At 63.4% G+C, this 25,638-nt stretch carries 23 protein-coding genes; 12 read left to right on the top strand and 11 right to left on the bottom strand.

The window, feature by feature from the left end; translation table 11 throughout:
* Window positions 1-183 precede the first annotated feature (183 nt).
* Window positions 184-306 carry a hypothetical protein gene (locus P6U30_RS16200; RefSeq protein ID WP_407169922.1) on the top strand — a complete coding sequence of 41 codons (123 nt, stop codon included), beginning with the start codon at window positions 184-186 and terminating at the stop codon, window positions 304-306.
* Between the two features lie 158 nt (window positions 307-464).
* On the opposite strand, the gene P6U30_RS16205 is transcribed toward P6U30_RS16200, so the two are convergent.
* Window positions 465-722 (bottom strand): hypothetical protein, encoded by a 258-nt coding sequence (locus P6U30_RS16205; RefSeq protein ID WP_407169923.1) that lies wholly within the window; start codon window positions 720-722, stop codon window positions 465-467.
* 71 nt (window positions 723-793) lie between these two features.
* Entirely contained in the window at window positions 794-1,021 is a 228-nt protein-coding gene (locus tag P6U30_RS16210) for a hypothetical protein (RefSeq protein WP_407169924.1), read from the bottom strand.
* 626 nt (window positions 1,022-1,647) lie between these two features.
* Between P6U30_RS16210 and P6U30_RS16215 the strand changes: the two genes are divergently transcribed.
* The 3 genes from P6U30_RS16215 (at window position 1,648) to P6U30_RS16225 (ending at window position 5,401) form a co-directional block, all read left to right on the top strand.
* On the top strand, window positions 1,648-2,550 hold the full coding sequence (locus P6U30_RS16215) for a DUF427 domain-containing protein (protein ID WP_407169925.1): 903 nt from the start codon (window positions 1,648-1,650) through the stop codon (window positions 2,548-2,550).
* A 121-nt stretch (window positions 2,551-2,671) separates the two neighbouring features.
* Window positions 2,672-4,435 (top strand): MOSC domain-containing protein, encoded by a 1,764-nt coding sequence (locus tag P6U30_RS16220; protein ID WP_407169926.1) that lies wholly within the window; start codon window positions 2,672-2,674, stop codon window positions 4,433-4,435.
* Between the two features lie 111 nt (window positions 4,436-4,546).
* Window positions 4,547-5,401: an alpha/beta fold hydrolase gene (locus P6U30_RS16225; RefSeq protein ID WP_407169927.1), complete on the top strand. Its 855-nt coding sequence runs from the start codon at window positions 4,547-4,549 to the stop codon at window positions 5,399-5,401.
* Window positions 5,402-5,594: 193 nt separating this feature from the next.
* On the opposite strand, the gene P6U30_RS16230 is transcribed toward P6U30_RS16225, so the two are convergent.
* Window positions 5,595-6,164: a TMEM175 family protein gene (locus tag P6U30_RS16230; RefSeq protein WP_407169928.1), complete on the bottom strand. Its 570-nt coding sequence runs from the start codon at window positions 6,162-6,164 to the stop codon at window positions 5,595-5,597.
* 95 nt (window positions 6,165-6,259) lie between these two features.
* The gene (locus tag P6U30_RS16235) at window positions 6,260-6,748 is read right to left on the bottom strand and encodes a YkgB family protein (RefSeq protein ID WP_407169929.1); all 489 of its coding nucleotides are present in this window, start codon (window positions 6,746-6,748) and stop codon (window positions 6,260-6,262) included.
* A gap of 624 nt (window positions 6,749-7,372) precedes the next feature.
* On the opposite strand from P6U30_RS16235, the gene P6U30_RS16240 reads away from it, so the two are divergent.
* A complete protein-coding gene (locus P6U30_RS16240) occupies window positions 7,373-8,254 on the top strand; it encodes a DMT family transporter (RefSeq protein ID WP_407169931.1) in 882 nt (293 codons plus the stop codon).
* Window positions 8,255-8,374: 120 nt separating this feature from the next.
* Here the strand turns inward: P6U30_RS16240 and P6U30_RS16245 are convergent, their stop codons facing one another.
* Window positions 8,375-9,034 (bottom strand): peroxiredoxin, encoded by a 660-nt coding sequence (locus P6U30_RS16245; protein WP_407169932.1) that lies wholly within the window; start codon window positions 9,032-9,034, stop codon window positions 8,375-8,377.
* Window positions 9,035-9,422: 388 nt separating this feature from the next.
* Between P6U30_RS16245 and P6U30_RS16250 the strand changes: the two genes are divergently transcribed.
* Window positions 9,423-10,004, top strand: a complete 582-nt coding sequence (locus tag P6U30_RS16250; RefSeq protein WP_407152021.1) for a hypothetical protein — start codon at window positions 9,423-9,425, stop codon at window positions 10,002-10,004.
* A 40-nt stretch (window positions 10,005-10,044) separates the two neighbouring features.
* Here the strand turns inward: P6U30_RS16250 and P6U30_RS16255 are convergent, their stop codons facing one another.
* The 4 genes from P6U30_RS16255 to P6U30_RS16270 form a co-directional block, all read right to left on the bottom strand.
* Window positions 10,045-11,883: an alkaline phosphatase family protein gene (locus tag P6U30_RS16255; protein ID WP_407169933.1), complete on the bottom strand. Its 1,839-nt coding sequence runs from the start codon at window positions 11,881-11,883 to the stop codon at window positions 10,045-10,047.
* Between the two features lie 140 nt (window positions 11,884-12,023).
* On the bottom strand, window positions 12,024-15,248 hold the full coding sequence (locus P6U30_RS16260; RefSeq protein WP_407169934.1) for an efflux RND transporter permease subunit: 3,225 nt from the start codon (window positions 15,246-15,248) through the stop codon (window positions 12,024-12,026).
* Complete coding sequence (locus P6U30_RS16265; protein WP_407169935.1) at window positions 15,241-16,464, bottom strand: efflux RND transporter periplasmic adaptor subunit; 1,224 nt, start codon at window positions 16,462-16,464, stop codon at window positions 15,241-15,243. Before P6U30_RS16265 ends, P6U30_RS16260 begins: the two co-directional genes overlap by 8 nt.
* A 113-nt stretch (window positions 16,465-16,577) precedes the next feature.
* Window positions 16,578-16,946, bottom strand: a complete 369-nt coding sequence (locus P6U30_RS16270) for a hypothetical protein (protein WP_407169936.1) — start codon at window positions 16,944-16,946, stop codon at window positions 16,578-16,580.
* Between the two features lie 306 nt (window positions 16,947-17,252).
* Between P6U30_RS16270 and P6U30_RS16275 the strand changes: the two genes are divergently transcribed.
* Together P6U30_RS16275 and P6U30_RS16280 are read left to right on the top strand one after the other, a co-directional pair.
* Complete coding sequence (locus P6U30_RS16275; RefSeq protein WP_407169937.1) at window positions 17,253-17,792, top strand: hypothetical protein; 540 nt, start codon at window positions 17,253-17,255, stop codon at window positions 17,790-17,792.
* A 202-nt stretch (window positions 17,793-17,994) separates the two neighbouring features.
* Window positions 17,995-18,291: a septal ring lytic transglycosylase RlpA family protein gene (locus P6U30_RS16280; protein WP_407169938.1), complete on the top strand. Its 297-nt coding sequence runs from the start codon at window positions 17,995-17,997 to the stop codon at window positions 18,289-18,291.
* 37 nt (window positions 18,292-18,328) lie between these two features.
* Here the strand turns inward: P6U30_RS16280 and P6U30_RS16285 are convergent, their stop codons facing one another.
* Window positions 18,329-20,797, bottom strand: coding sequence for a PAS domain S-box protein (locus P6U30_RS16285; RefSeq protein ID WP_407169939.1), 2,469 nt, complete (start codon window positions 20,795-20,797; stop codon window positions 18,329-18,331).
* A gap of 72 nt (window positions 20,798-20,869) precedes the next feature.
* Window positions 20,870-21,634: a thermonuclease family protein gene (locus tag P6U30_RS16290; RefSeq protein ID WP_407169940.1), complete on the bottom strand. Its 765-nt coding sequence runs from the start codon at window positions 21,632-21,634 to the stop codon at window positions 20,870-20,872.
* Between the two features lie 262 nt (window positions 21,635-21,896).
* Between P6U30_RS16290 and P6U30_RS16295 the strand changes: the two genes are divergently transcribed.
* The 4 genes from P6U30_RS16295 to P6U30_RS16310 all read left to right on the top strand — a co-directional run bounded on the left by P6U30_RS16295 (window position 21,897) and on the right by P6U30_RS16310 (window position 25,617).
* Window positions 21,897-22,103: a hypothetical protein gene (locus P6U30_RS16295; protein WP_407169941.1), complete on the top strand. Its 207-nt coding sequence runs from the start codon at window positions 21,897-21,899 to the stop codon at window positions 22,101-22,103.
* A gap of 178 nt (window positions 22,104-22,281) precedes the next feature.
* Window positions 22,282-24,297 (top strand): acetyl-CoA carboxylase biotin carboxylase subunit, encoded by a 2,016-nt coding sequence (locus tag P6U30_RS16300; protein ID WP_407169942.1) that lies wholly within the window; start codon window positions 22,282-22,284, stop codon window positions 24,295-24,297.
* A gap of 157 nt (window positions 24,298-24,454) precedes the next feature.
* Window positions 24,455-25,321 (top strand): oxaloacetate decarboxylase, encoded by an 867-nt coding sequence (locus tag P6U30_RS16305; protein WP_407169943.1) that lies wholly within the window; start codon window positions 24,455-24,457, stop codon window positions 25,319-25,321.
* Complete coding sequence (locus P6U30_RS16310) at window positions 25,318-25,617, top strand: acylphosphatase (protein ID WP_407169944.1); 300 nt, start codon at window positions 25,318-25,320, stop codon at window positions 25,615-25,617. Before P6U30_RS16305 ends, P6U30_RS16310 begins: the two co-directional genes overlap by 4 nt.
* Window positions 25,618-25,638: the final 21 nt, after the last annotated feature.

The raw sequence follows: 25,638 nt of genomic DNA on the forward strand, positions 1-25,638 counted from the left end.
CTCAAGCCTCTGGTCAACGCACCGGTTCCAAAAGCGATCCGCGCCGTCGCCGCCATGGGGCGTGCTGGTTTGGAACTGTGCTGAGGCCAATCCGTTTTGTCTTCATGATGTCAGATGACCCGATAGCTATGGGCTAGGCCGGCGGTCCACGTGCGGTCATGCCCGCACGAATGGAGCACCGCGATGTCGACACGAACCAATCTTTCCAAAGCTGAGCTTGCACGCAGCGCCGCTGGTGCCGCGTCAGCCCTCGTGCTGTTTGGATTTGCCTTGTTCATTGCCGCCCATCATCTGAGCGGCGGGTAGAAGCGTATCCATCGGGCGCGCCACATCACGCCAGGGCGCCGGCCGAGGCGCGTGGCATTGTCTTGCTGCGTGGAATGATCATGGCGCGCCGCTGACCGAGGATGCCTCGTTGCGTCGCGGGGGCAGCACGTATATGCCGCTTGTTTCGCAATCGCCCTCTACCCGTTGTCAGCAGATTTGGGATCAGGCTTGGCCGCGCTATCCTCGTCATCGTTTGCCGATGTCGGACATACGGTCTCGAATCTGGACCGGCTGAAGCGGCCCAGGCTGCCCAACTCGTAGTAATCATCTCGCTCGTGAACTTTGGTCACTTCGTAGACGTGCCCCAGCGTGAGCGTGTTTCGCTGCAACGTGTTATCGACACAGCGAACGCGGAAGATCTTGCCGGTTTCGATCATGCCGTCATCCTCGGTCATTGGCTGGCTTTGATCGTCGGCGCGGCACGGTCTCGCGCGGGCGATCGGTGACCCCATTGCAATCGCAGGGATCACGAATTCCGTTTCGACGGCGTCCGGCGAGATGCCGGATCAATCTGCTCGCCTTCGCCTGACACAAACCTCATCTGATAGCCGGCCGGCAGCACCTGACCGGCCGTTTCGTCCGCGACCGGAACGTCAAGAATGAGCCCGGATATCAGCGCATGTTCCCAGGCTTCCTTTTCCGTCGGAAAGGCCTGGTCGATTTGTCGATCGCGATCGAACAGCGCGTAGGGCATCCTTGTCGTTCCCGAGCATCAACATCGATCGGAGGAGGTGTTGCAGGTCGTCCCGTGCAACATCACCAAAACGCTTGTCCCGTGCAGGCGTTCCTAGCCCTAAGGCCTCGCCGGCGGATGCCGTCGCGCGCTGGGCTCATATCGGGATTGCACGATCGCGCTACGTTTAAGCGCGAGCGTCTTCAGGATGTGATCTGCAAATCTTGCGTGAGCTGGCGGCGATCGCTCGCCGATGTGTCATCGAGTTCGCCGCGACTCACGGCCGGATGCGTTCGATACTATCCGCGAGAGCAGGGGCCGCACCGCCGAAAACATGCATTGCTTTCTCGAAGACAAATCGGCGTGAATGACGTGGCATCAGCTTCGCTGATGGGCTGGTGTGTCGATTATCAGCACCGGTCCTGTTCGGAGCGGAGAGGCGGCGACGCAACGTCCAGCTCCTTGCTTTCGCCCGTGCCGATGTCTAGGCCTCGCGCGAGCAATGCGTCGAGTGTCCCAGTTTGCGATCCGGCCCAGCGTTTAGACGGGCGAGCACCAAAGCTGGAATTGAAGGTCGACACCTTGGTGGAACTTTTCTACAGGATCTGCGTTCCAGAGCCTCGATCATCGAACCTATGGGGGAGAGCGTGGGACTGTCCTGGCAGCAAGGCCCGCTCTCACCGGGGGCGATCGGCCGCTTTCTGGTGCCCGAACCACTGCCCAAGAAACTCTTGTACGTTGAGCGGTTGCGTCGGCGCATGCGGGTGCGCTTCGGGGGAAGCTGGATCGCCGACAGTGAGCATGTCCTCCTGCTGTTCGAACCGGGCCGCTATCCGGTTGCCTATTTTCCCGAGGCCGACATTTCTCCACACGTGCTGGAACGGACCGAGCATACCACCCAACATCCCGATCTCGGGGTCACGTCCTGGTACAGCGTCCGGGCGGATGAGCAACACATCGCCAGGCGAGGAGCATGGCAGCATACCGGCTTGCCTGCCCACGCGAGCGAACTGCAGCAACGCGTCGCGTTCGCCTGGCGGGCCATGGACGCCTTCTACGAGGAGGACGAACGAATCGTCGGCCATGCCGCCGATCCCTACCACCGCATCGACATTCGCCAGGCCTCGCGCAACCTGGTGGCTAGACACCGTGACAGAATCATCGCCGACACCAAGCGGTCGTTGGTTCTCTACGAGTCCGGCTTCGCACCGCGCTGGTATGTTCCGCGAGCTGACGTCGATGAGTCCGCCCTCATTCCGGAGAAACTCCAGACGTTCTGCCCGTACAAGGGGCTGTGCAGCTACTACTCGATCGATGACGCGCGTCAGGCGGCATGGTCGTATCTTGACGCCTACCTCGAGGTCCGTCGCATCTCCAACATGGTATCCTTCGAACCGGAGGTTGTCGCGGTACATCTCGATGGAACGCAGCTCCACCTCGAGCCGGGGCAGACGGTGGTGCCGCACGGCCCTGATCGCAACCTTGACGTCGCTGAGGTGGTTCACGAGCGAGCACCCGGCGGTGGGCCTGCAGCGGCTCCGAGCGGCTAGGGCATGATCCGGAAAAGTGTGAAGCGGTTTTCGACGTGAAAGGGCTAAAGTGCGATGATGATTCAACGCAATCTCATCGCGCTTTGGGGCGACTTCCGGTCTCCACAATGCGGAGCGGGACATGGCTCGACTACTGTCGGTGAATGTCGGACTACCGCGTGACATCGAGTGGAAAGGCCGCACGGTGCGCACCGGGATTTGGAAAAATCCGGTACGTGACCGCTGCCGGGTCGGCCGATTGAACCTGGATGGGGACGGTCAGGGCGACCTGGCTGGCCACGGGGGTGAGCAGCGAGCCGTCTTCGTCTATCAAATCGGATCGTACCGCTACTGGCAGGAGCGGCTGAAGCGGACCGACTTCGTCAATGGACAATTCGGTGAGAACTTCACGGTCGAAGGACTGTCCGACAATGCCGTCTGCATCGGCGATCGTTATCAAATCGGTAGCGCCCTGTTCGAGGTCACCCAACCGCGCGTGACTTGCTATCGCGTCGGCATTCGGATGAACGAGCCGCGCATGCCGGCATTGCTGACATCCAGCGGGCGGCCGGGGTTCTACTTCCGCGTCCTGCAGGAGGGCGAGGTGGGCGCCGGCGACGAAATCGTCAGGGTGGGACAGGCGAAGGAGCCAATGACCGTTGCGGAGATCAACGCGCTTCTCTATTCGCCCAATCATGCGCACGATCGACTGGAGCGCGCCTTGCGGATCGAGGCGCTGTCGCCCGGATGGCGTGCGTCGTTTGAGGCGTTATTGCCGAACGAAGGAACTGCCGCGGGCAATGGCAACGCAGGGCTCGCGCCAGCGTCAGCCGCGCATCCGGCGCCACCAGGATTTCAGCCGCTCACGGTAACTGCGATCGATCGAGAGTCCGTCGACGTCCTGTCGCTGTCGCTGCGGCATCGAGACGATCAGCCGCTGCCACCGGCTCTGCCGGGGCAGTACGTCGTGTTGCGTCTTGGACGCACCGGCGGCGGCCCACCACTCTTTCGCAGCTATTCGCTCTCTGGTCCTCCGTCGCCAGAGCGCTATCGGATCAGCGTGAAGGTCGAGCCGGATGGGGCGGCTGGGACCTACCTGCGAGACCATGTTCGGGTGGGCGACGTACTCGAGGTCAGCTCGCCGCGCGGAAGCTTCATTCTGCAATCCGGGGAGCGGCCTGTCGTGTTGCTCAGCGCGGGAATTGGAGCAACGCCTGTTCTTGCGATGCTGTACGCGCTTGCGGCGGCCCGCTCGACGCGGCAGGTGTTGTGGCTGCACGCGGCCCGCGATCGGCAGCATCACCCCTTTGCTGCGGAAGTTCGCCGTCTTATGGGCATGATCGCCCACGCCCGCAGCTATGTTTGCTATAGCAAGCCAGGCTCAGGCGACAAGATCGGCGAGCATTTCGACGCAATTGGTCACCTGTCGGGATCGGCTTTCGACGAGGCCGGCATTCCGCGAGACGTGGATGTCTATCTCTGCGGGCCGCCTCGCTTCATGGCAGACATGAAAGAGGCCTTGGCCGCTTTGGAGGTGAGCTCGGAGCGGATTCATGTCGAAATCTTCAACGGAAGCGAGTCGATGACTCCCGGCGTCGTCGGCGCAGCGGTGCGAGCTCCACATCTGCCCAAAGACGACGCCGAGACCGGTCCACTGGTATCGTTCGCGCGAAGCGGTGTCGCCGCGCATTGGAAGCCCTCGGACTATCAGAGCATTCTGGAGCTGGCCGAGGCGTGTGATGTCCCGGTCCGTTGGTCGTGCCGGACCGGAGTTTGTCACAATTGTGAGAGCGGTCTGGTTTCGGGCGAGATCGTCTATGGACCTCAGCCCCTCGAGAAGCCCGCTGATGGCAACCTTCTCGTTTGCTGCTCCCAACCAATTCGGGACGTCGTCATCGACTTGTGATCCTGGCCGGCTTCGATTTCCGACCCGGATGGCAACGGCTGGGTGTTACAGGAACGAGGCGACTGCATCGCGTGACGTGTTGTGAGGCATTGAGAACGAAAGGAGTCCCCCATGCGCGCAGTTGCTTACCGGAAAGTGGACGTCGGCGGCATCGGAGTATTCTATCGCGAAGCAGGACCGAAGGATGCGCCAACGGTTCTCCTATTGCACGGCTTTCCGACCGCCGGCCACATGTTTCGCGATCTCATCCCGCGACTTGCGGACCAGTTTCGTCTCGTCGCTCCCGACCTGCCGGGATTTGGGCAATCCGACATGCCGGCGCGCAGCGCCTTCACCTACACGTTCGAGAATATCGCGAGCGTCATCGATCGCTTCGCCGAGGTGATCGGTCTCCACCGCTTTGCCATTTATGTCTTCGACTATGGTGCACCCGTTGGCTTTCGCCTGGCCGTTCGGCATCCGGATCGCGTCACTGCAATCATCTCCCAGAACGGCAATGCGTACGAGGAGGGGCTGAGCGAGGGCTGGAATCCCATTCGAACCTATTGGCAAGAGCCCTCTCAATCCAACCGAGACGTGCTCCGCAGCTTCCTCGCGCCAGAGACGACGCGCTGGCAGTACACGCAGGGTGTGCCTGACGTCACGGCGGTTTCCCCTGACGGCTATTCGCTCGACAATTTCTACTTGGCTCGTCCCGGCGCTCACGAGATTCAGTTGGACCTGTTGGGCGACTACAAAAGTAACGTCGCGCTGTACCCGACATTCCAAGAGTACTTTCGAGCCCACAAGCCACGTTTGCTGGCGGTCTGGGGAAAGAACGATCCGTTTTTCCTGCCGCGCGGTGCCGAGGCGTTCAGGCGCGATATTCCCGGTGCCGTGGTCCATTTCTTCGAAACGGGACACTTCGCGCTTGAAACGCATGCACATGAGATCGCGGCAGAGATCCGCGACTTCCTGTCATCCTAAATCTGCAACGATATCGTTCCAAGCTAGTGTCGAATCGTGCAGGAGAGGTGAGGCGCTGCGGCATCGTTACCAGATGACGCGCTGGTGATCGCCATGTCTGGCGCTGATGCGACGAGATGGCCGCATCGGGCCGCCGGGCAGAATGGCTCCGGAGCCGCGATGTCTGCTCCGGCTTCCTCGACTTCTACTGAACTTAAGACGGCTCTGGTCTCAGATAGCCCACCAGGCAGCAGATGCAGATTCCAAGGCCGACCAGCGGGTACCTCAACGCCACGACGGCAGCCGCTCCGAACAGGCACAATGTCGTCAGCGACCGCACCCGCATGATCCTGCGTACCTTAGGTGAGATCTTCTCGTGTGGCGTCCGATCGATGAGCTCCCAGATCAGCGCGACGTAGGTCGCGTTCACCAGAAAGAAAACAGCCGCGTAGAAAGCCACCGGCTGCGGTGCCAGCTCGCTAACCGCCATCCAGGCAGTGGAGAGCGGAAGCAGCGACATCGAAAACAAGTGCGCGAAATTGAACCATAACAGGCTCGGCGTAGCCTCGCTGGCGTAGCGCATCAGGTAGTGGTGATTGGTCCAGACGATCGCGATGAAGACGTAACTCACCGCATAGCTCAACCACGTCGGCCACAGAGCCAACAACGCCTCGAAGGTGGGGCGCTCGGGTGGTCTCAACTCCAAGACCAGCACCGTAATGAGCACGGCGAACACGCCGTCGGAGAACGAGCTCAGTCGCTCCGGTGTCGCTCTGGGTAGCACGGCCGGGCCTCCTGTCGCGAAGGTAGCCAAGGTTTGCAGAGCGAGCGATTTGCGTCAATCGGCTGGCGGGCAGGCGCAAGGCACAAGATGTCCGTCTAGACCGTTCGTGACCTCATAAGCGACTGCGGCAAGGAGGCCAAGAACAACACGATACAGACGCAGAGCAGGACGATATCCTTGAACAGAAACTCACCGGTCAAATTCCAGGCCATTGGATCGGTCGACAGGCTCCATTTGACGACGCCCGGCGTCGTGAAGAAGAACGACCATGTGATCGCAAAGGTGACCACACCCATCAGCGAACCGGCGGCTGACAAGAGTGGGCTGAATGCGCCGACCGCAAGCAACGCTGCAATGGCAAATTCGACAACGCCGAGCAAATATGCTTCCCCCCGAAGTCCGAAGAGCGACAACCACGAAATGAACGGACTGTTGCTGATGAACTGAGCGATACCTTGAGCCGATTGCAACGTGAATTTCTGCATTCCGAACGACACAAAGACGACAACCATGACCCAGCGGAGAATAGCCAGCAGGCGATAAGACCCGCCTCCCTGTTCAGCGACGTTGAACGATGCTTTCATGTGGGTCACTTCTTTCGTTCCCGATAGAGATTGATTTCGGCTGGCGCGCGGAGATGCGTTTGTTACAGCCTCTACGCAGGGACGACGCCGTCGTTACGTTCGGATCCTCGGCTCACAATAACGTGTGTGCCAGGCGAAAAATCCTGGCAGATCGGTGAAGCTGCAAGCCCCTTCGTCGATCGAACGTCGAGGCCGCATCCGCCGTCTTTGTAAGCCAACGGGTCGCGCGCATGCGCCTCCGATGACAGGGTCCGCGAAGCAATTCATCCTTCCGCGTTCGCGGACCGATGGATTGCTCCGTCGCTTCGGCGCAAAATTGCTTTACAATTTTATCGCGAGCTCATCGCAATGACGGCGTGAGACATCGAGCGATCCCCGTCGTCCCTGCTGCGCGAGGCTAGGGCCACGCTCCCTTTACAATCCGGCGCGGTGGCTATGGGTCCCGGCCTGCGCCGGGAGGGACGGCGAGTGGCGGGCACGACGCCTGCCACAGAGATTGCCCCCTTGCTTGCGCGGGATGGCATTGCGCGTAACGTGCTACTCATCACAGTCATTGCTCCGCGTAGCATGGTTGCGAAATTCGCGATTGCCGGCTGCCTAGTCTTCAGGCAATGACGGCCAGCAATGGACAAGAGCTACGAGGAAACTGCCGCTCGTCTGGCGCCGGCGATCTTTGTGGTGCTGTGGAGCACCGGCTTCATCGGGACCAAATACGCCCTCAGCGGCGCCGAACCGCTGACCTATCTGGCGATCCGCATGGCGTTCGTGGTGGTCGTGATGGCGGTGATCGCCGCGATCGCGCGGCCGAAATGGTTGGACCGCGCCGAGATCTTCCACAGCGCGGTGGCCGGCATTCTGGTGCACGGCTTTTATCTCGGCGGCACCGCGGTTGCGATCGCGCATTCGGTGCCGGCCGGCCTCTCGGCACTGATTCCGGGCCTGCAGCCGATCCTGACCTCGACCATCGCCAACCGCTGGTTAGGGGAGCGCGTTACGCCGCTGCAATGGGGCGGACTTCTGCTCGGTCTGGCCGGCGTGGTGTTGATCCTGCACAACCGGCCGATGACGGGTGATGCGGGTTGGGGCTGGTTTGCCTCGGGCGTCTCGCTGATAAGCATCACGCTCGGCACGCTCTACCAGCGGCGCTACTGCAATCGGATCGACTGGCGTGCCGGCAACCTCGTGCAGTTCATCGCGGTCACCATCTTTTTCGGAGTTGGGGCTTTTCTGTTCGAGACCAATGTCGTGCACTGGACCACCGAGTTCGTGCTGGCAGTCGCCTGGCTGGTGGTCGCGCTGTCGATCGGATCGATCGGGCTGTTGTACTGGCTGATCCGCCACCATGCTGCGACCTCGGTCGCGAGCCTGTTCTATCTGGTGCCGGCCGTGACCGCGCTGATGGCCTATGTGCTGTTCAACGAGCGGCTCGATCCTGTCGCGCTATCAGGCATGGCGGCCTGCGCCGCGGCGGTGCTATTGGTCAACCGGCGCGCGAAAGGCCGTTGAGGTCGTCATTCCGGGGCGATGCGCGATCGAACCCGGAATCTCGAGATTCCGGGTCTGGTGCTTGTGCACCATCCCGGAACGACCTTCGCGACTGCGCGCGGCGCGCGCAGTCGCACGCGGTCACTTCGGCTGCGGCACGATCCGGATATACGGCTTCGGTGACTTCCAGCCCTGCGGATAGATCGTCTTGGCTTCGTCGTCGCTGACCGAGCCGGAGATGATGACGTCCTCGCCCTGCTTCCAGTCGGCGGGGGTGGCAACACGGTGCTTGGCGGTCATCTGCAGCGAGTCGATCGAGCGCAGGATCTCCTGGAAGTTCCGGCCGGTGGTCATCGGATAGACCATCACCAGCTTGATCTTCTTGTCCGGCCCGATCACGAACACGTTGCGGACGGTCTGGTTGTCGGCCGGCGTGCGGGTGAGGGGATCGCCGGAGGTCGAGGCCGGCAGCATGTCGTAGAGCTTCGACACGTTGAAATCGGTGTCGCCGATCATCGGATAGTTCGGGGCGGCGCCCTGGGTCTCCTTGATGTCCTCGGCCCATTTGGCATGACGATCGACCGGGTCCACCGACAGGCCCATCAGCTTGACGCCGCGCTTGTCGAACTCCGGCTTCAGCTTGGCCAGCGCACCGAGCTCGGTGGTGCAGACGGGCGTGAAGTCCTTGGGATGGGAGAACAGCAGTACCCAGCTATTGCCGATCCAGTCGTGGAACTTGATCTTGCCTTCGGTGGTCTGAGCTTCGAAGTCGGGGGCGACAGAGCCGATCTGAAGTGCCATGATTTTACCTCATGTCTTTGAAGTTGCTGTTGAATTCATGTCCGGGATGTCCTGGCGGAGTATAGGGGGCGCCAGGACTTAAGTGAACGGATTAATGAAAAAGGTGAGATCCTTCTTATCAGGCCGGAACTTCTAGCACGTTCTTTTGATCCGTGGAGCCCGCGGCGAAATATCAACTGCGACAGTAAAGCCTGGAAATGCCCAGATAATGCCGTTTATCGCCGCCATCACGCCGGCCCCGATTGCTATACGACCGAACCATGACAGGCTTCACAGCGACCAAATAGCAACCATCTAAAAATCTCGGAACGCAGGTTCCGAATCATTAACCGCTCCTTTACGCCGGCGTGGAAATGCTGGCCTGAGATAGGAATTGAAAGCTCCCACAATGTCTGCCCCAAGTACCAAGACCGCTGAGCCTCTCAGCGGTGCGCTGCATCCGTCGTGCCGCAACACCGCCGCCCATGCGCTGACCATCGTGCGCGACGGCGTGATCACCGGCGAAGGCCCGACCACCAAGGGCCGTATCCATTTCTCCCGTTCGCTCGATGCCGATGACGCTGCCTGGTGCGCGCGCATCCTGACGGCGGCCGCCGTCGAGCATCAGCCGGTCAGCCGGGCCGAGATCGAGGCGCTGTTCGAGATCAACGAGGCCGCCGCCGAGCGCAGCGATGACGGCCGTTTCGACGACCTGCTGGCCAAGGCGATCGCCCACCATGCGGCCTCAGAGTCCGGCCTGCCGGTGCCGCCGCGCACGGTGGCGCTCTCGCCAGACACCAAGATCGAGGGCTGGGCGCCGGCGCAGGCGACCAAGATCGACACCAAGGTGCTGGAGTGGATCGCGACCCAGATGCGCGGCAAGCGCCGCGCCGGTCGCGCGCTGGCGGCGATGGTTGCGACGCTGGTCGGCGCTGCCGCGCTGCCGCTCGCGGCGCAACTGCCCAACGTGTTCGATATCGGGATGATGTAAGCCATCATCCCAATGGCGATGGTCGAGTGTGCGGCGGGGATTACTTCCCCGCCGTTTTCTGTTTGCCGTCCTCGGCCTCGAGCCCGAGCGTCCGCCCCGGGAATCCCGCGACGTCGAAATAGCGGGTGGCGTGCACGCGCTGGAATTTCAGCACAGTGCGCAGGCCGTTGGCGGCCGGCTTCGAGGCGATCGTGCCGGCGGCCATCTTCGGCACGCTGCCGTTCGGCAGCGCCTCCGACATCACCCGGCCGATCAGGTCGCCCTTGTTCGGGGTGCGCAGATCGAGCAGCCTGGCGGCGGTCATGCCGACATCGGCATTGCTGACCGGAAGCGGGTCGACATAGCCTGCCTTGAAGTCGGGACCGATCGCCGCGGTGAAGTTGTAGGTATCGCCGCGGCTGAAGCTGCCGTGCATGCCCTGGCCCTGGCGCAGCACGGTGTCGGCGACCTGCACCGAGCAGTTGGTCGGGACCTCGCAGCCGCTCGACCAGGAGCGGAAGTTGACCACGATCGACGGGTTCGGCGTGGCCGCCTTGCCCTTCAGATTGAGCGCCGACATTGGCAGCGTGCCCGGAAAGCGGCCGAGTTGGTCATCAACAAAGAGACCACTGACATAGTCCTGTTCCAGCAGTGCCTTGACGACGCGGTCGGCGAGCTTCCTGTCCCGGTTCGGAAGATAGATCAGGTCCGAGCCGCCATTGGTCGCGATCACGACGTCGGGCTTGGTCGGATCGTTGCCGAGCACGCCGTTGCCGGCCTTGGGATGGGCGGTGTCGGCGACTTTCGCGTTCTTGTCGTTGGGGTCGTGGAGCGGCAGGTCCAGCGCCTTGGCGAGATCGATGGCGAGGAAGCCCATCGGCAGGAAATCCTTCGGCGTGTCGGCGTAGGAGAGCTTGGCAGACGGGCTGGTCTTGCTCTCCTTCGAGATTGTCGAGAAGCCGTGGTCGGAGGACACGATGATGTTGGTGGTGGCGGCAAGGCCGAGCTCATCGAGCGCTTTGCGGAGCTGCGCCAGATTGTCGTCGGCGTTCTTGATACCGGCCATCGAGGTCGGCCCATTGATGCCGGGGGTGATGGTGTTGAGGCTGTCGCCGGTGTTGTGTTGGCTGCCATCCGGATCGCGCGACCAGAACACCAGCACGAAAGGCTTGTTGCGCGCCTTGAACATCGGCAGCACGACCCTGGTCGCGACGTCGGCCATGTAGGCCTGCTGCGCCACGTTGGCGACCGTGGTGCCCGGCGTCTTGGCGTCGCCGGCCTTGGCGTTGTCGCCGCGGCTGGGCGTGGCGAGCGGCAGGCCGGCCTTGGTCAGGGCCTCCTTCATCTCGTCGGAGAGCGGCACGCTGTTCTTGCCACCAGTGGAGTCGTCGACCACGATGGTGTTCTTGCCGCGATCGGTGTGATCGAACAGCAAAGTGGGACCGACCTTGCCGATCGCCGCCGTGCTGAAACCATGGCCGCGGGCGAGCTTCAGCAGCGTCTCCTCGTTGAGATAGTCGCCGTGGAAGTGATCGTCGATGTCGGCGAGCACTGCATCGTTCTCGATGAAGGGGACCACGGTGTCGCCGGCCGGCGCCGAGGCGTAGCCGGTAAAGATCGTGTTGGAAAAGGTGCCGGTGTCCCCGAGATAGTGGCCGGTCGACAGCGCCGAGCTGTTCGCCATGGTGAAGGTCGGAAACAGCGAATGCGAGTTCTTGAAGTTGACGCCCTTGTCGCGGATCTCGGCCATTGCCGGCGCGGTCTGCGGCGTCACGATGCCGCCGCGCAGGCCGTCCGGAACGAACAGGATGAGGTTGTGCGGCTTCGCGTTCTGCGCCGAGGCGGCGCCCGCTGACAAAGCGATCATGCTGGCGGACAACAATGTGATGGCACGGCGCATTTCTCGTTCCCCCATGAAGAGCAGGAGCGGCTGAGCGCCGCTGCCCTCGTTTAATTTTGCGGCATGACAGAATTGTTACAGTGTGTTCGCCGCGGGCCAATGGCGCCAGTTTGGCCCGCGACGCGCCGCTCAACAAGCCGTCATCCCGCGGGCTGGGAGGCCGTCCTCTCCTCGCATGCTACGTTGCCGGCATGACCGTACCGCGCATAGAGCGCGGGCAGCACGGCGAGCGTCAGCAGGGTTGCGCTGATCAGGCCGCCGATCACGACAGTGGCGAGCGGCTTTTGCACCTCCGCGCCCGTGCCGGTGGCAAAGGCCATCGGCACGAAACCGAGCGATGCCACCAGCGCCGTCATCACGACGGGGCGGAAGCGGGTGAGGGCGCCTTGCTCGATCGCCGACAGCATCGGCATGCCGCGCTCACGCAATTGCCTGACGAAGCTCAGCATCACGAGCCCGTTCAACACCGCAACGCCGGACAGCGCGATGAAACCGACCGCAGCCGAGATCGAGAACGGCATGCCGCGGAGCCACAACGCAGCGATGCCACCGGTCAGCGCAAGTGGCACGGCGCTGAACACCAGCAGCGCATCGCGCGCCGATCCCATCGCCGCCAGCAGCAACAGGAAGATCATCGCAAAGCAGGCCGGCACAACAACGGCGAGGCGCTGGCGCGCAGCGGTCAGGTTTTCGGACTGGCCGCCCCAGGTCATCCAATAGCCCGGCGGCAGCTTCACCGATCGCGCGACCTTGGCCTGCGCCTCCTCGACCACCGAGCCGAGGTCGCGACCGCGGACGTTGGCCGTCACCACGATGCGGCGCTTGCCGTTCTCGCGGCTGATCTGGTTGGGCCCCTCGGTGAATGAGAAGCGTGCGACGCGGTTGAGCGGCAGGCTCTGCACCGGCGCGTTCGGCGTCGCCTGCGGCAGCGCGACCGGCAGGTTGCTCAACGCCTCAAGATCGGAGCGCACGCGTTCCGGCAGCCGCACCACGATATCGAAGCTGCGATCGCCCTCGTACACGACGCCGGCATCCTGGCCGCCGACCGCAGCGCCGATCACGTCCTGCACGGCGGAGGCGCTCAGCCCGCGCCGGGCGATCGCCGCCTTGTCGATCTTGATCTCGAGCACGGGCAGACCGCTCGCCTGCTCGACCTTCACGTCGGTGGCACCGGGCACGGTACGCAGGGCCGCAGCAACTTCGTTGGCGGCCTTCTGCATCGGTTCGAACTCGTCGCCGAACACCTTGACTGCGATGTCGCCGCGAACGCCGGCCAGCAGTTCGTTGAAGCGCATCTGAATCGGCTGGGTGAATTCGTAGACGTTGCCCGGCAACCGGCCGACCGCGGCGGAGATCTCCTCGATCAGCCGTTCCTTCGTCATTGACGGCTCCGGCCACTGGTCGCGCGGCTTCAGGATGATGAAGGTATCTGATGCGTTCGGCGGCATCGGATCGCTCGCCACTTCCGCAGTGCCGGTCTTGGAGAACACGTAGGCCACCTGCGGAAAGCGGCTGACGGCTTTCTCGACGGACAACTGCATCGTCTGCGACTGCGACAGCGCCGTGCTTGGAATCCGCAGCGCGTGCATGGCGATGTTCTTCTCGTCGAGCGAGGGAATGAACTCCTGGCCGAGGCGCGAGAACCCGAACAGGGCGGTTGCGAACAACACGACGGCGACCGCAATGACCGGCACGGGGGTGGCGACCGCGCGCCGCAGCAGCGGGCGGTACCAGCGCTTCAACGCCGCCACGAGGCGGTTTTCGTTCTCCTGCACGCGGCCGGTGATGGTGATCGCGATCAACGCCGGAACCAGCGTCAGCGACAGCACGAAAGCCGCGGCGAGTGCGAGGATCACCGTCAGCGCCATCGGCTCGAACATCTTGCCTTCGACGCCGGTGAAGGTGAGCAGCGGCACGTAGACCAGCAGGATGATGGCCTGGCCGTAGAGGCTCGGCTGCACCATCTCGACAGCGGAGGCGCGCACGGTCGCTAGACGCTCGTCGCGCGTCAGCGTTCGGCCCAGAGCCTGCTGCTGCTCGGCGAGGTGACGCAGGCTGTTCTCAGTGATGATCACGGCGCCGTCGACAATCAGACCGAAATCGAGCGCACCGAGGCTCATCAGGTTGGCGCTGATACGGCCCTGCCACATGCCGATGGCGGTCATCAGCATGGCGATCGGGATCACCAGTGCGGTGATCAACGCCGCGCGGAAATTGCCGAGCAGCAGGAACAGCACCGCGATCACCAGCAACGCGCCTTCGGTGAGGTTGCGGGCCACGGTGCCGATCGTCGCATCGACAAGCTGGGTGCGATCGAGCACGGTCTTGACCTCGACGCCCGCAGGCAGGGACGAGGCGATGGAACGCAGTCGGGCGTCGACCGCGGCTGACACCGTGCGGCTGTTGGCGCCGATCAGCATCAGCGCCGTGCCGACCACGACCTCGCGGCCGTCCTCGCTGGCGCTGCCGGTGCGAGTCTCGCCGCCGATCGACACGCTGGCAATATCGCGAATCCGAACCGGGACGCCGCCGCGGGTGGTGACGACGACCGCGCCCAGTTCATCCATATTCTCGAGGCGCCCGCCCGAGCGCACCACAAAGCCTTCACCGTTGCGCTCGATATAGCGCGCGCCGCGGCTGACATTGTTGCCTTCGATCGCCTTGGCGACGTCTGCAAAGGTCAGGCCGAGCGCGATCAGCTTCGCCGCATCGGGATGGACTTGGTACTGCTTGAGGTAGCCGCCGATTGAATCGACGCCGGCGACACCCGGCACCATCTTGATCTGCGGCTTGATGATCCAGTCCTGCACCGTACGCAAATATGCGTCCTTCTCGACTTTGCTTTGCAGCACCTGGCCGTCGGCGGTGAGGAAGCGGCCATCGCTTTGCTGGCCCGGCGTTCCGTCGGTCTGCACCGGCTGCCCGGAGAACTGGACGGTCCACATGTAGATTTCGCCGAGGCCGGTCGAGGTCGGGCCGATGCGCGGCTCGATGCCCTGAGGCAGCCGCGCACGAACCTCGGTCAGGCGCTCGCCGATCTGCTGGCGCGCGAAATAGATGTCGGTCCCTTCGCTGAACACGGCGGTGATCTGCGAGAAGCCGTTGCGCGACAGCGAGCGCGTGCTCTCCAATCCCGGCGCACCGGCAAGCGCGGTCTCGATCGGGAAAGTGATCTGCTTCTCGATTTCCGCCGGCGACAAGGCAGGCGCCGTGGTGTTGATCTGGACCTGCTTGTTGGTGATGTCGGGCACTGCGTCGATCGGCAGCTTGGTCAATGCGACGCCGCCGAGCAGCATCAGGATGGCAGCGAGCGTGACGACGACCCAGCGGCGCTGGATCGCAAGAGCGATGATGCGCTCAATCATGATTGTGCTCCGCTTCGTCCTTCTCGAGCTCAGCCTTGAGCGTGAAAGTATTCTCCACCGCGATGGTCTCGCCAGCGGCAAGACCGGCGACGATCTCGACATCGTCATCGTCCTCGCGGCCGGTACGTACCGACCTCGCCTCGAAGCCATCGGCCTCGCGCACGAAGACGGTCGGCGTGCCCTTGATGGTCTGGATCGACTTCTTGGAGACGATCACCGTCGACGGCGTTCCGGCGATCGGCACTTCCGCGGTCACGAACGTGCCAGGCTTCCAGCGATGGTCTCTGTTGGGCATGGTCGCGATGACGCGCGCGTTGCGGGTTTCGCGATCGAGCAGGGGACTGACGAAGATCACGTCCGCGCTGGCCTCGTCGTCGGTGCCGATCGCGCGGATCTTGACCTTGACCCCCTCGCGCACGGCGCCGATATCTTCGGGAGACACCGCGAGGTCGACCCAGACGTCGTCGAGGTTGACGATCACAAAGAGCTCGCTCTCCTGGCCCTCGCGCCCGATCAACCCGCCGAGATCGACGCGCCGCTCGGACACCCGGCCGCTGATCGGTGCGCGCAGGAACTGCGTTCGCAGGCTTTCCTGAGGCTGGTTGGGCAGGTCAGCGATTTCGCTTTCCGACAGGCCCAGCGCAAACAGTTTCTGCCGCGCGCCATCGAGCTTGATCTGGGCGTCGTTGGCGGTCAGCCGTGTGCGCAGGAATTCGTTCTCCGACACGGTGCGGCTCTCGACCAGCGTCCGTTGCCTCGCATAGAGGGTCTGCTGCAGATCGTTGGTCAGTCTTGCCGCGAGATATTCGCTCTTGGCATCGGCCACCTCACGGCTCTCGATCGCCGCGACGATCTCGCCCTTTTCGACGTTGTCGCCGATGCGCTTGCGCAGTTCCGTGACCGTCGCCAATACGCGTACGGAGACGCGGCCGATGTGATCGGCGTCCGGGATCAGCGATCCCGGCGCGAGGAAGTGACGCTTTAGCATGCCGCCTTTCACGGGGGCGAATGTGACCCCGGCTTCGCGGAGCTGATCCTCGCTCAGCTCGATGTGTCCCGAGGCCTCATGCTTGTGGTCGGCCTTCGGCGGGCTCTCGCCTGTGATCTCCTGCCGCGCAGCCGGAAGCGAGACCGGCCAGCCGATCCACCCGGCCGCCGCGACAACCATGACGATGCCGGCGGCGACACCGGCCAAAAACAATACGATTCGTTTCATCTACGCCTCTCCGCAGCGCACGCCGATGGCTGTGCGCCGTTGCAACATCGATATGTGCGGAAACATGCCCGCTGCCTGTCGGCAGCGAGACGCGGGCGGTCATGCCGACCGGATCAGGCGCGGGGTGGTTTGAACGGAGAGAGACGATCGGCCGACGCCGGAGGCTGCAAGCTGGCGTCGCCATAAGTATGCGCAGCATACTCGATGGGGACCACGGTTTCCTGCGGAGCCATGGAGGCCACGTGCGTCAGGCAGTGATCGCCGTGCAGCGACGCCGGATGCGCCGGTGCCTTGCCGCCGGTGTCGTTGATAGACTGCGCGATGGAGATACCAGATCCCGCATCGCCGTCGCCATCGGACGTCCAGCCATGAAAAAAGGACAATACCAGCGCGAGCGAAATCAGCCCGGCGAGCAGGCTACGCCAGCGGCGCGATCCGGCTACGCGAGAGGAAGACTGAATCGTGGCGGGCGAAGCGTCCATGGGCCCTAGTTAGCCTCGCGACTGCATGTATTCAAGTTCAAGCTGACGCCGGGATCGCAGCGGATACTGTAACGTCTCGCGCAGTCTGGCTGAGATGTGCGAGCCATGACCGCGAGGCGGACGGTCACGATGAGCCGTGATGCCTGGCGCCTGGCACCGACAGTTCCAGCGAGAGGACATGTGCGCCGGGAGGGACTCGCTGAGCGAGTGCGGAGCGACCACGCGGCGGCCACCGTAAGCAAAGGCTTAAGAGCTGCGACATAATATCGCTGGAATCACGGCCTCCGCGCTAACCGCCGGTTTACCATGCGGCTTCTGCCACTCAAGGATCCCGAGCGGTCCTGGCGTCACATCCGAGCACAATGGAAGAAGGACGCTGAAGGCGTCGGCGAAGATTTTGCCAGCTTCAGCGGCATCACCGTGTTCGATGCCCTGACATCGAAGGAAGCCGACTGCCAGGGCCTGTATTATCTCGCAGACAGCCAACGTGTTCACGCGCTGTGCCAGGTCAGGCGCCTGTTGATGAGCAAATATCCGACGCCGGCCCTGAGCGTGCGGTTCGTCAACGTCTCTCCGATCTACGATCTCGGTGTTGCGGATATCAGCGGCTACGCGCAGGTCCTTGTGACACTGTTTTCCGGCGTCGTCTGGCTGTCGCGCGATGCGCTGTCGGCGAGCCACATCAGGTTCTTTCTGAAGAGCCCGGGCGACTCACAATTCTTCGCAGCGCTCAAGGCTGCGACGCCGCTGTCGCCGTTCTCGAAGTTCACCATCGAGGGAGCACTGATCGAGTGCAGCCTGAAGGAGGTCGGCGCGGTGCGCCTGACTGAGCAGCGGGTGTCCTGACGGTCACCTCGAACGGTAGACCTTGCGCGCAGGGACCGGCTTGTTGAACAGAGGCCCTGCATCTGGGTGATGTCCGCATGCTGCTGCTGCAGACCGCCGACCGTGTCGAGAATGCGGCGTAACGGCCGCGTAACGGCCGTATTTGTAGGGTTCGTTCTGCCGGCACCGCGTTCCCTCGCGGGTCTCGAAGGGCAGGCAACCAATGAAAACCGCAGTAACGTCCGCGGCCATGCTGCTGTTTGCCACTTGCATGGCAAAGGCAGAGAGTGGCCTTGCGTCCTATTATGGTGGCATCGGCAAGCACGGTGAGATGACCTGCGCGCATCGCAGCAGGCCATTCGGCAGCATGATCACGGTGTCCTATCGGGGGCGAACGATCCAGTGTCGCGTCAATGATCGTGGTCCATTCGTGCGCGGACGGATCATCGATGTCTCGACCACGGCAGCGAAGGCGCTCGGTATCCTGCAGCTCGGCGTCGCGCATGTGGTGATCGAGTAGCTGCGCGGTTCACGCGCAGCACGCTCCGGTCTTGACCTCAGGGGTTGGAGACGATCGCTCGATGTTCGGCGATCGCCTTCCTGAGCGTGCGCGACAGCGCCTCGACCGAATAGGGCTTCTGGATCAGCTCGAAGCCGCTATGCGCGTTCTCGGCGAGCACGTTGCTGTAGCCGCTTGTCAGCACCACGGGCAGGCCGGGAAAGCGGTCGCGGATAATGCCCGCGAGCTCGACGCCGTTCATCCCCGGCATGATCACATCGGAGAACACGAGATCGGCCGAGAACTCGTTCTCCGACAGGATCGCCAGCGCTGCGTTGGCATTGGCAGCGCGCTTGACCGAATAGCCGAGGTCCTCGAGCAACTCGGTGGAGAAGCGGCCGACATCGTCATTGTCTTCCACGACCAGGACACGATAGCCGCGGCCGATCGAAGTATGCTCGCTGCCTGCCGCAGCCGCGACCTTGGCATCCGCGGGCCGCATGGCCTGCGGCAGATAGATGGTGAAGGTCGCGCCTTCACCGAGCGTGCTCGTGACCTCGATGTCACCGTCGGATTGCTTGACGAAGCCGAAGGCCTGGCTCAAGCCAAGACCCGTTCCCTTGCCAACCTCCTTGGTCGTGAAGAACGGCTCGAAGATCGCGTCCAGATTTTCGGGTGAGATGCCGGTGCCGGTATCCTGGATCGAGACTGCGACGAAGTCGCCGCTGCGCGATGCCTGGGCACGCAGGGCAGGGATGGTCTGGACTTTCCTGACGGCGATCGTCAGTTGGCCCTCGCCATTCATCGCATCACGGCCGTTGACCGCCAGGTTGATCAGCGCGGTCTCGAACTGGCCGATATCGGCGATGGCGTAACAATCGGGATCGTTGATCCTGACCTCGATGTGGATCCGGGCGCCGACCAGCGGGCGGATTAGCTGCGTCACGCTGTCGACCTGCGCGCCGACATTGAACACTTCCGGATTGAGCGGCTGCCGGCGCGCAAAGGCCAGCAATTGGGCGGTGAGCTTGGAGGCCCGCTCCACGGTCTCGGAGATCGCATCGATGTAGCGGCGGCGGCGTTCCTCGGGCAACTCGCGGCGGCGCAGGAAATCAGTCGCGGAGCGGATGATGGTGAGGAGGTTGTTGAAGTCATGCGCGACGCCGCCGGTGAGCTGGCCGACGGCTTCCATTTTCTGCGACTGCCGCAGCGCCTCCTCGCCGCGGCGACGCTCGGTGATGTCGACCGCCTCCGGCACGGCACCGATGACGGTGCCGTGCCGGTCATGCAGCGGCCGCATCTCGAAATCGAAATAGCGCTCGCCGATCGGCAACCGCAGCAGCATTTCGGACTTGACGTCCTGACCGCGCATCACCTCGGCGAAGATGCGCTTGATCGCCTCGGACGCGCCCTCGGTGGTGCTGAACCACGGCGTGTCCCAGAGCGGCTTGCCGACAACGTCGGCGGCTTCGGCGCGAATGCCGGCCAGCGCCGTCTTGTTGACATAGAGAACCTCGCCGTCCTGGTTCAGCAGCCCCTGGTATTGATGGCTGGTCTCGAAGATCGCGCGCATCTGCGCTTCGTTGGACTCGAGCTGCGCAGTGCGTTCGGAAATCCGCCGCTCCAGCGACTCGTTGAGTTTGCGCAGCTCGATCTCAGCTTCCTTGGCGGATGTGATGTCGTGGGCGACGCCGATGAAGCCGATATGCTTGCCGTTCGCATCCCAGCGCGGCTGCGATTCCGAACGCAGCCAGCGCCAGTCGCCCGCGGCGTTGCGGTAGCGTGCCTCGAGCACGAACGGCTTGAGCGAGAGCTCGCCGGTGATCTGCTCCTGCAGGATGCGAGGCAGGTCATCCGGATGCAGTGCCTTGCGCCAGTCGAAGACGACCGCCTCCTCGAACGGCAGTCCGAGAAAATCAAGATAGGCCTGGTTGGCGAAGGAGCGCGTGCGGTCGAGCTTGGTCACCCAGATCGGGACCGGCGCGCTGTCCGCGATCAGGCGGAAGCGCTCCTCGCTTTCGCGCAAGGTCTCCTGCGCCAGCATCTGATCGGTGACGTCGAGGTCGGCGCCGACCAGGCGCAGCGCGCGGCCGTGGCGGTCGCGTTCGATCTTGGCGACGACGCGGATCCAGCGGCTCTCGCCGTCGTTGGGGCGGATGATGCGATATTCGGCGGTGTAGTCTGCGCCGCCGTCCCTGAGCACGCCGAACAAGTGCTTGGTCGTTCGTTCGCGGTCCTCGGGATGAATGCGCGCGACCCAGTTCTCATAGGTCTCGTTGGCCTCGTCGGCCGACAGCCCGTGAACCAGCAGATATTCGGGGGAGCGGCGGTTTCGGACACCGTCGCGGAAATCGATCTCGAGCCCGCCGACCCGTGCGATGCGCTGGATCCTCGCGAGCTCGGCCTCCCGCTCCTGCAGCTCGCGATGGGCGCGGTCGCGTTCGCGCGCGATCTGCTCAAGATGCTGCCGCAGCCTTTCCGCGGCCGCGGCCTCGGGGAGCACATCGGAGGGATCGAGCGGGGTCATTCGTGCCGGCAACCTCTTGCCACAGTGTCACACAGGACAAGGCGGCTTTGCCAGCGGTGATTTAGTGGGCGGTCACTTTCCCTTGCTGGCGGGACGGCAATTATAGGCCCTGCGGAAGCCCGCGGCTTGTGCATCCTCCTCGGAGCAGAACCAGCGATCCGGGGTGGTTAAGCCGGGGTAACTGCGGCACATCTGCAAATGATAGATGCCGACATTGCCGGTGACGCGGGCGCGCACCGCGTATTTGCCCTTGATATTGCAGCCGGCAGGCATTGGAGGGTGGCCAGGGAAGAGCGCATCGCGGATTTGTTGGTCGCGCTCGGCCGGGCAGGAGGCGCCGAGCAGGGGACCGTCCTTGTTGTCGCGACGAAAATCGTGCGGCGCGACGAAGCAACCGCGCCAGAGCCCGGCACGACTGTCCTTTGCCGCGCCCTCATCCGGCTGGAAGCGGCCACTGGCCGACGCCTCGACGTTCAGGGCATACCCCCGGCGGACCAGCAACTGGCTGAGGCTGGTGGTATCGCCCTCGAGCTTGCAGACGCCGAGGCGGCGTTTCTTGGCCGTGGGGTCGGCGCCGATGTCGTCGCAGTGAACTGGCTTGTCCCCGATCAGCTTGGTGAGCTGGTCGCGCGCCTCGATCCCGCAGGTCCAGACGTCGGCGTGCTCGTCGGTGCAGAGCTGGTCGACCGTCGGCGCATCGATACCGTCGAGCCGATAGACCGTGTTGCCGAGTTGGATGGTGCCGGCATCCTTGACGATCGCGACAGCGGCGAGGCTGGAATTGGCGGGCAAACAAGTCAGGAGCAACGTCACGACGAGGGAGGCTCGAAACCGCATGTCTTTCACTTCGGGTATTGGGCGGGGCATCGACTTCTAGCACAGGCTGGCGTGATCCAACCAAGCGCGTTGAGAGCGAACATCCGGGATCGCGGCCGATCTGATTTGGTGCGTTGTTCGAACTTACTGGCTGCGCCCAGTGTCGATGCTGTCCGCTGTGCGGAAAAATATTCCGGCAAGGAGCGCTCAGCCCCAATCGACGGATTGACTTGATGAGAACAAAATAAGAACATTGCTTCATCAACTGATCCGGATCACGTCCATGACCTCCACCAAGCCCCAATCCGACCACGATGACGGGCTGGAGGCGGCCGTCGATCAGGCCATCGCGGCCTGTGGCGGGGACATGCGCGCGACCATCCGTGCGCTGGTCGTTGCCAGTGAATTCCTGGAGAGCGAGATCAGCGAACTGATGAAGGCCGTCTCGCAAGCCTATTCGCGCGGCCGCTTCAGGACCTATTCGGGCTGAATACCGCTCCGGCTATCGTCGAAGGCAGGGCAGGGCCGCGATTAGACCGTTGCCTCCGCGGCGTTTTGCTGTACCACGGACTGGTGACGCTCAATCGCCCGTGCCAGATTGCGCGGGGAGGATCCTGCCAAGTCAAACAATCCAAATCGAACAATCCACGTCGAAGCCCAAGAAGAGCATGTTCAAACGAATTCTGATCGCCAACCGCGGCGAGATCGCCTGCCGGGTCATCAAGACTGCGCGCCGTATGGGGATTGAGACGGTCGCCGTCTTTTCCGAGGCAGACCGCGACGCGCTGCATGTCGAGATGGCAGATGAGGCCGTGCTGATCGGTCCGCCACCCGCGGCCGAGAGTTACCTTTTGATCGACAGGATCGTCGATGCCTGCCGCAAGACCGGTGCCGAGGCTGTGCACCCCGGATACGGCTTCCTGTCCGAGCGCGAAGCGTTTCCGCGCGCGCTGGAGGCAGCCGGCGTCGTGTTCATCGGCCCGAACCCCGGCGCCATCGCCGCGATGGGGGACAAGATCGAATCCAAGAAGGCCGCCGCCAAGGCGAAGGTCTCCACGGTGCCGGGCCATCTCGGCGTCATCGAAGACGACAGGCACGCGGTGCAGATCGCTGAAGAGATCGGCTACCCCGTCATGATCAAGGCCTCCGCGGGTGGCGGCGGCAAGGGAATGCGCATCGCGCATTCGAAGAAGGAAGTCGCCGAGGGCTTCAATCTGGCGAAAGCGGAAGCCAAATCGTCGTTCGGCGACGACCGCGTTTTCATCGAGAAATTCATCGTCGATCCCAGGCACATCGAAATCCAGGTGCTCGGCGACAAGCATGGCAACGTGATCTATCTGGGCGAGCGCGAATGCTCGATCCAGCGCCGCAATCAGAAGGTCATCGAGGAGGCACCGTCGCCGCTGCTCGATGAAACGACTCGCCGCAAGATGGGCGAACAGGCGGTCGCGCTGGCCAAGGCCGTGCACTACGATTCCGCGGGCACCGTGGAATTCGTCGCCGGCCAGGACAAGAGTTTCTACTTCCTCGAGATGAACACTCGCCTGCAGGTCGAGCATCCTGTGACTGAACTGGTCACCGGCATCGACCTCGTCGAGCAGATGATCCGCGTTGCCGCGGGCGAGAAGCTTGCGATCGCGCAGAAGGATGTCACCTTGACCGGCTGGGCGGTGGAATCACGCGTCTATGCCGAGGATCCGTTCCGCAACTTCCTGCCGTCGATCGGGCGCCTGGTGAAGTACCGTCCGCCCGCGGAAGCAAGCCATGACGGCGTCACGATCCGCAACGACACCGGCGTCCAGGAAGGCGGCGAGATCTCGATCCATTACGATCCGATGATCGCCAAGCTGGTCACCCACGCGCCGTCGCGTGCCGCGGCGATCGAGGCGCAGGCGACCGCGCTCGATGCGTTCTATGTCGACGGCATCAGGCACAACATTCCGTTCCTGTCGGCTTTGATGACCCATCCGCGCTGGCGCGAGGGACGCCTTTCGACCGGCTTCATCGCGGAGGAATTCCCGAAGGGATTTTCGGCGCGTCCGCCGGAGGGAGAGATCGCGCGGCGGCTGGCGGCGGTCGGTGCTGCGATCGATCACGTGCTGGGCGAACGCAAGCGGCAGATCTCCGGCCAGATGGGTGGTCGCGTCGTGCAGCGGGAGCGTCGCCGCGCGGTCTGGCTCGATCGTGCGGAGATTGCGCTCGACGTCGCGCGCGAAGACGACGCCATTGCGGTGCGCTTCATCGGCGCCGACGGGCTGCCAGGCAATCCACACAATCTGGTGTCGAGCTGGGTGCCGGGCGAGCCGGTCTGGCAGGGCACGATCGACGGCAACTTCGTGGCCGTGCAGGTGCGTGCGATCAGCAACGGTTTCCGCCTGGCACATCAGGGCTACGAGGTACCGGTCTATGTCTTCACCGAAACCGAGGCGACGTCGGCCCGGCTGATGCCGGTGATCTCGGCAGCCGACACCGGCAAGAAGCTGCTGTGTCCGATGCCCGGTCTCGTGGTGTCGATCGCGGTGGCCGAGGGCCAGGAGGTCAAGGCCGGCGAGACGCTTGCCGTGGTCGAAGCCATGAAAATGCAGAACGTGCTGCGCGCCGAGCGCGACGGCATGGTGAAGAAAATTCACGCCGCCGCTGGTGCCACATTGGCGGTCGATGCATTGATCCTGGAGTTCGCATAGCAAGAGCAACAGTTCCGTCATTGTGAGCGAAGCGAAGCAATCCATCCTTCCTCGAGAAGAAAGAATGGGTTGCTTCGTCGTTTCAGCGCAAAATTGCTTCGCAATTTTGTCGCGAGCTCCTCGCAATGACGGCAAGTCAAAAGTCAGGAGACATCGGATGGCTTTCCGCAAACGCCGCGAAGCACTGCGATCGATTCTCAATGGGTCGACTTGCATTCGTCCAGGCTCGGTCTACGACGCGACGTCGATCCGGATCGCGGAGGATCTTGGTTTCGAGCTCGGCATGTTCGGCGGCTCGGTGGCCTCGCTTGCCGTGCTTGGCGATCCCGACATCGCATTGATCACGCTGACCGAGCTTGCCGAGCAGGTGCGACGGATGTCGCGGGCTTCAACACTGCCATTCCTCGTTGATGCCGATCACGGCTACGGCAACGCGCTCAACGTCCGCCGCACCGTACAGGAGTTGGAGGCTGCCGGCGCCGCGGGCCTCACCATCGAGGACACGCTGCTGCCGCAGGCGTTCGGGCAGACGAAGACGCAGTTGATTTCGCTGGAAGAGGGCGTCGGCAAGATGAAGGCCGCGCTCGATGGCCGCGGCGACCCGTCGCTCGTTGTCCTGGGCCGTACCGGTGCGGTCTCGATCACCAATCTCGATGACGCGATCGCGCGCGCCAGGGCCTATGAGGCGGTTGGCGTCGATGGGCTGTTCTTCACCGGCATCAAGTCGCGCGGCGAGCTCGAGGCACTCTCGGTTGCGACGAAGCTGCCGATCGTGCTCGGCGGCGCGCCGGAGGAGATGACGGCGTTGGACTATCTTGCGAGCCAACGCGTCAGGATCGCGCTGCAGGGCCACGCACCGTTCGCGGCCGCAACCCAAGCCGTCTACGAGACGCTGAAGACGCTGCGCGAAGGCGCCTCGCCGAAGAACTTGAAGGGCGTCGCCTCGTCCGAACTTACCGGCCGCGCGATGCGCGAGGCGGAGACCAAGGCGCGCAGCGCCGAATTCCTGGGGCTGAGGACGTGAGCAGCGCAATTCGCCACGTCACTATTCGCGGCCGTGTGCAGGGCGTCGGCTATCGCGCCTGGCTCGAGGAGCAGGCGGTCTCGCGCGGCCTCGAAGGCTGGGTTCGCAATCGCCGCGACGGCTGCGTCGAGGCGGTGTTTTCCGGGCCCGACGACATCGTTGCCGACATGATCGCGGTCTGCAGCCGCGGACCGGTGTCGGCCCGGGTCGGTGCCGTGCAGGCCGAAGCCGGCAACTCCGATCTTCTGAACCTCCGCGGGGCGGGGGAGCGGTTCTCGGTCCTGCCGACCGTGTAAGGCACAATCTCCTTGGTGATC

The sequence above is a fragment of the Bradyrhizobium sp. ORS 111 genome (assembly GCF_045571485.1).
Classification (GTDB): Bacteria; Pseudomonadota; Alphaproteobacteria; order Rhizobiales; family Xanthobacteraceae; genus Bradyrhizobium.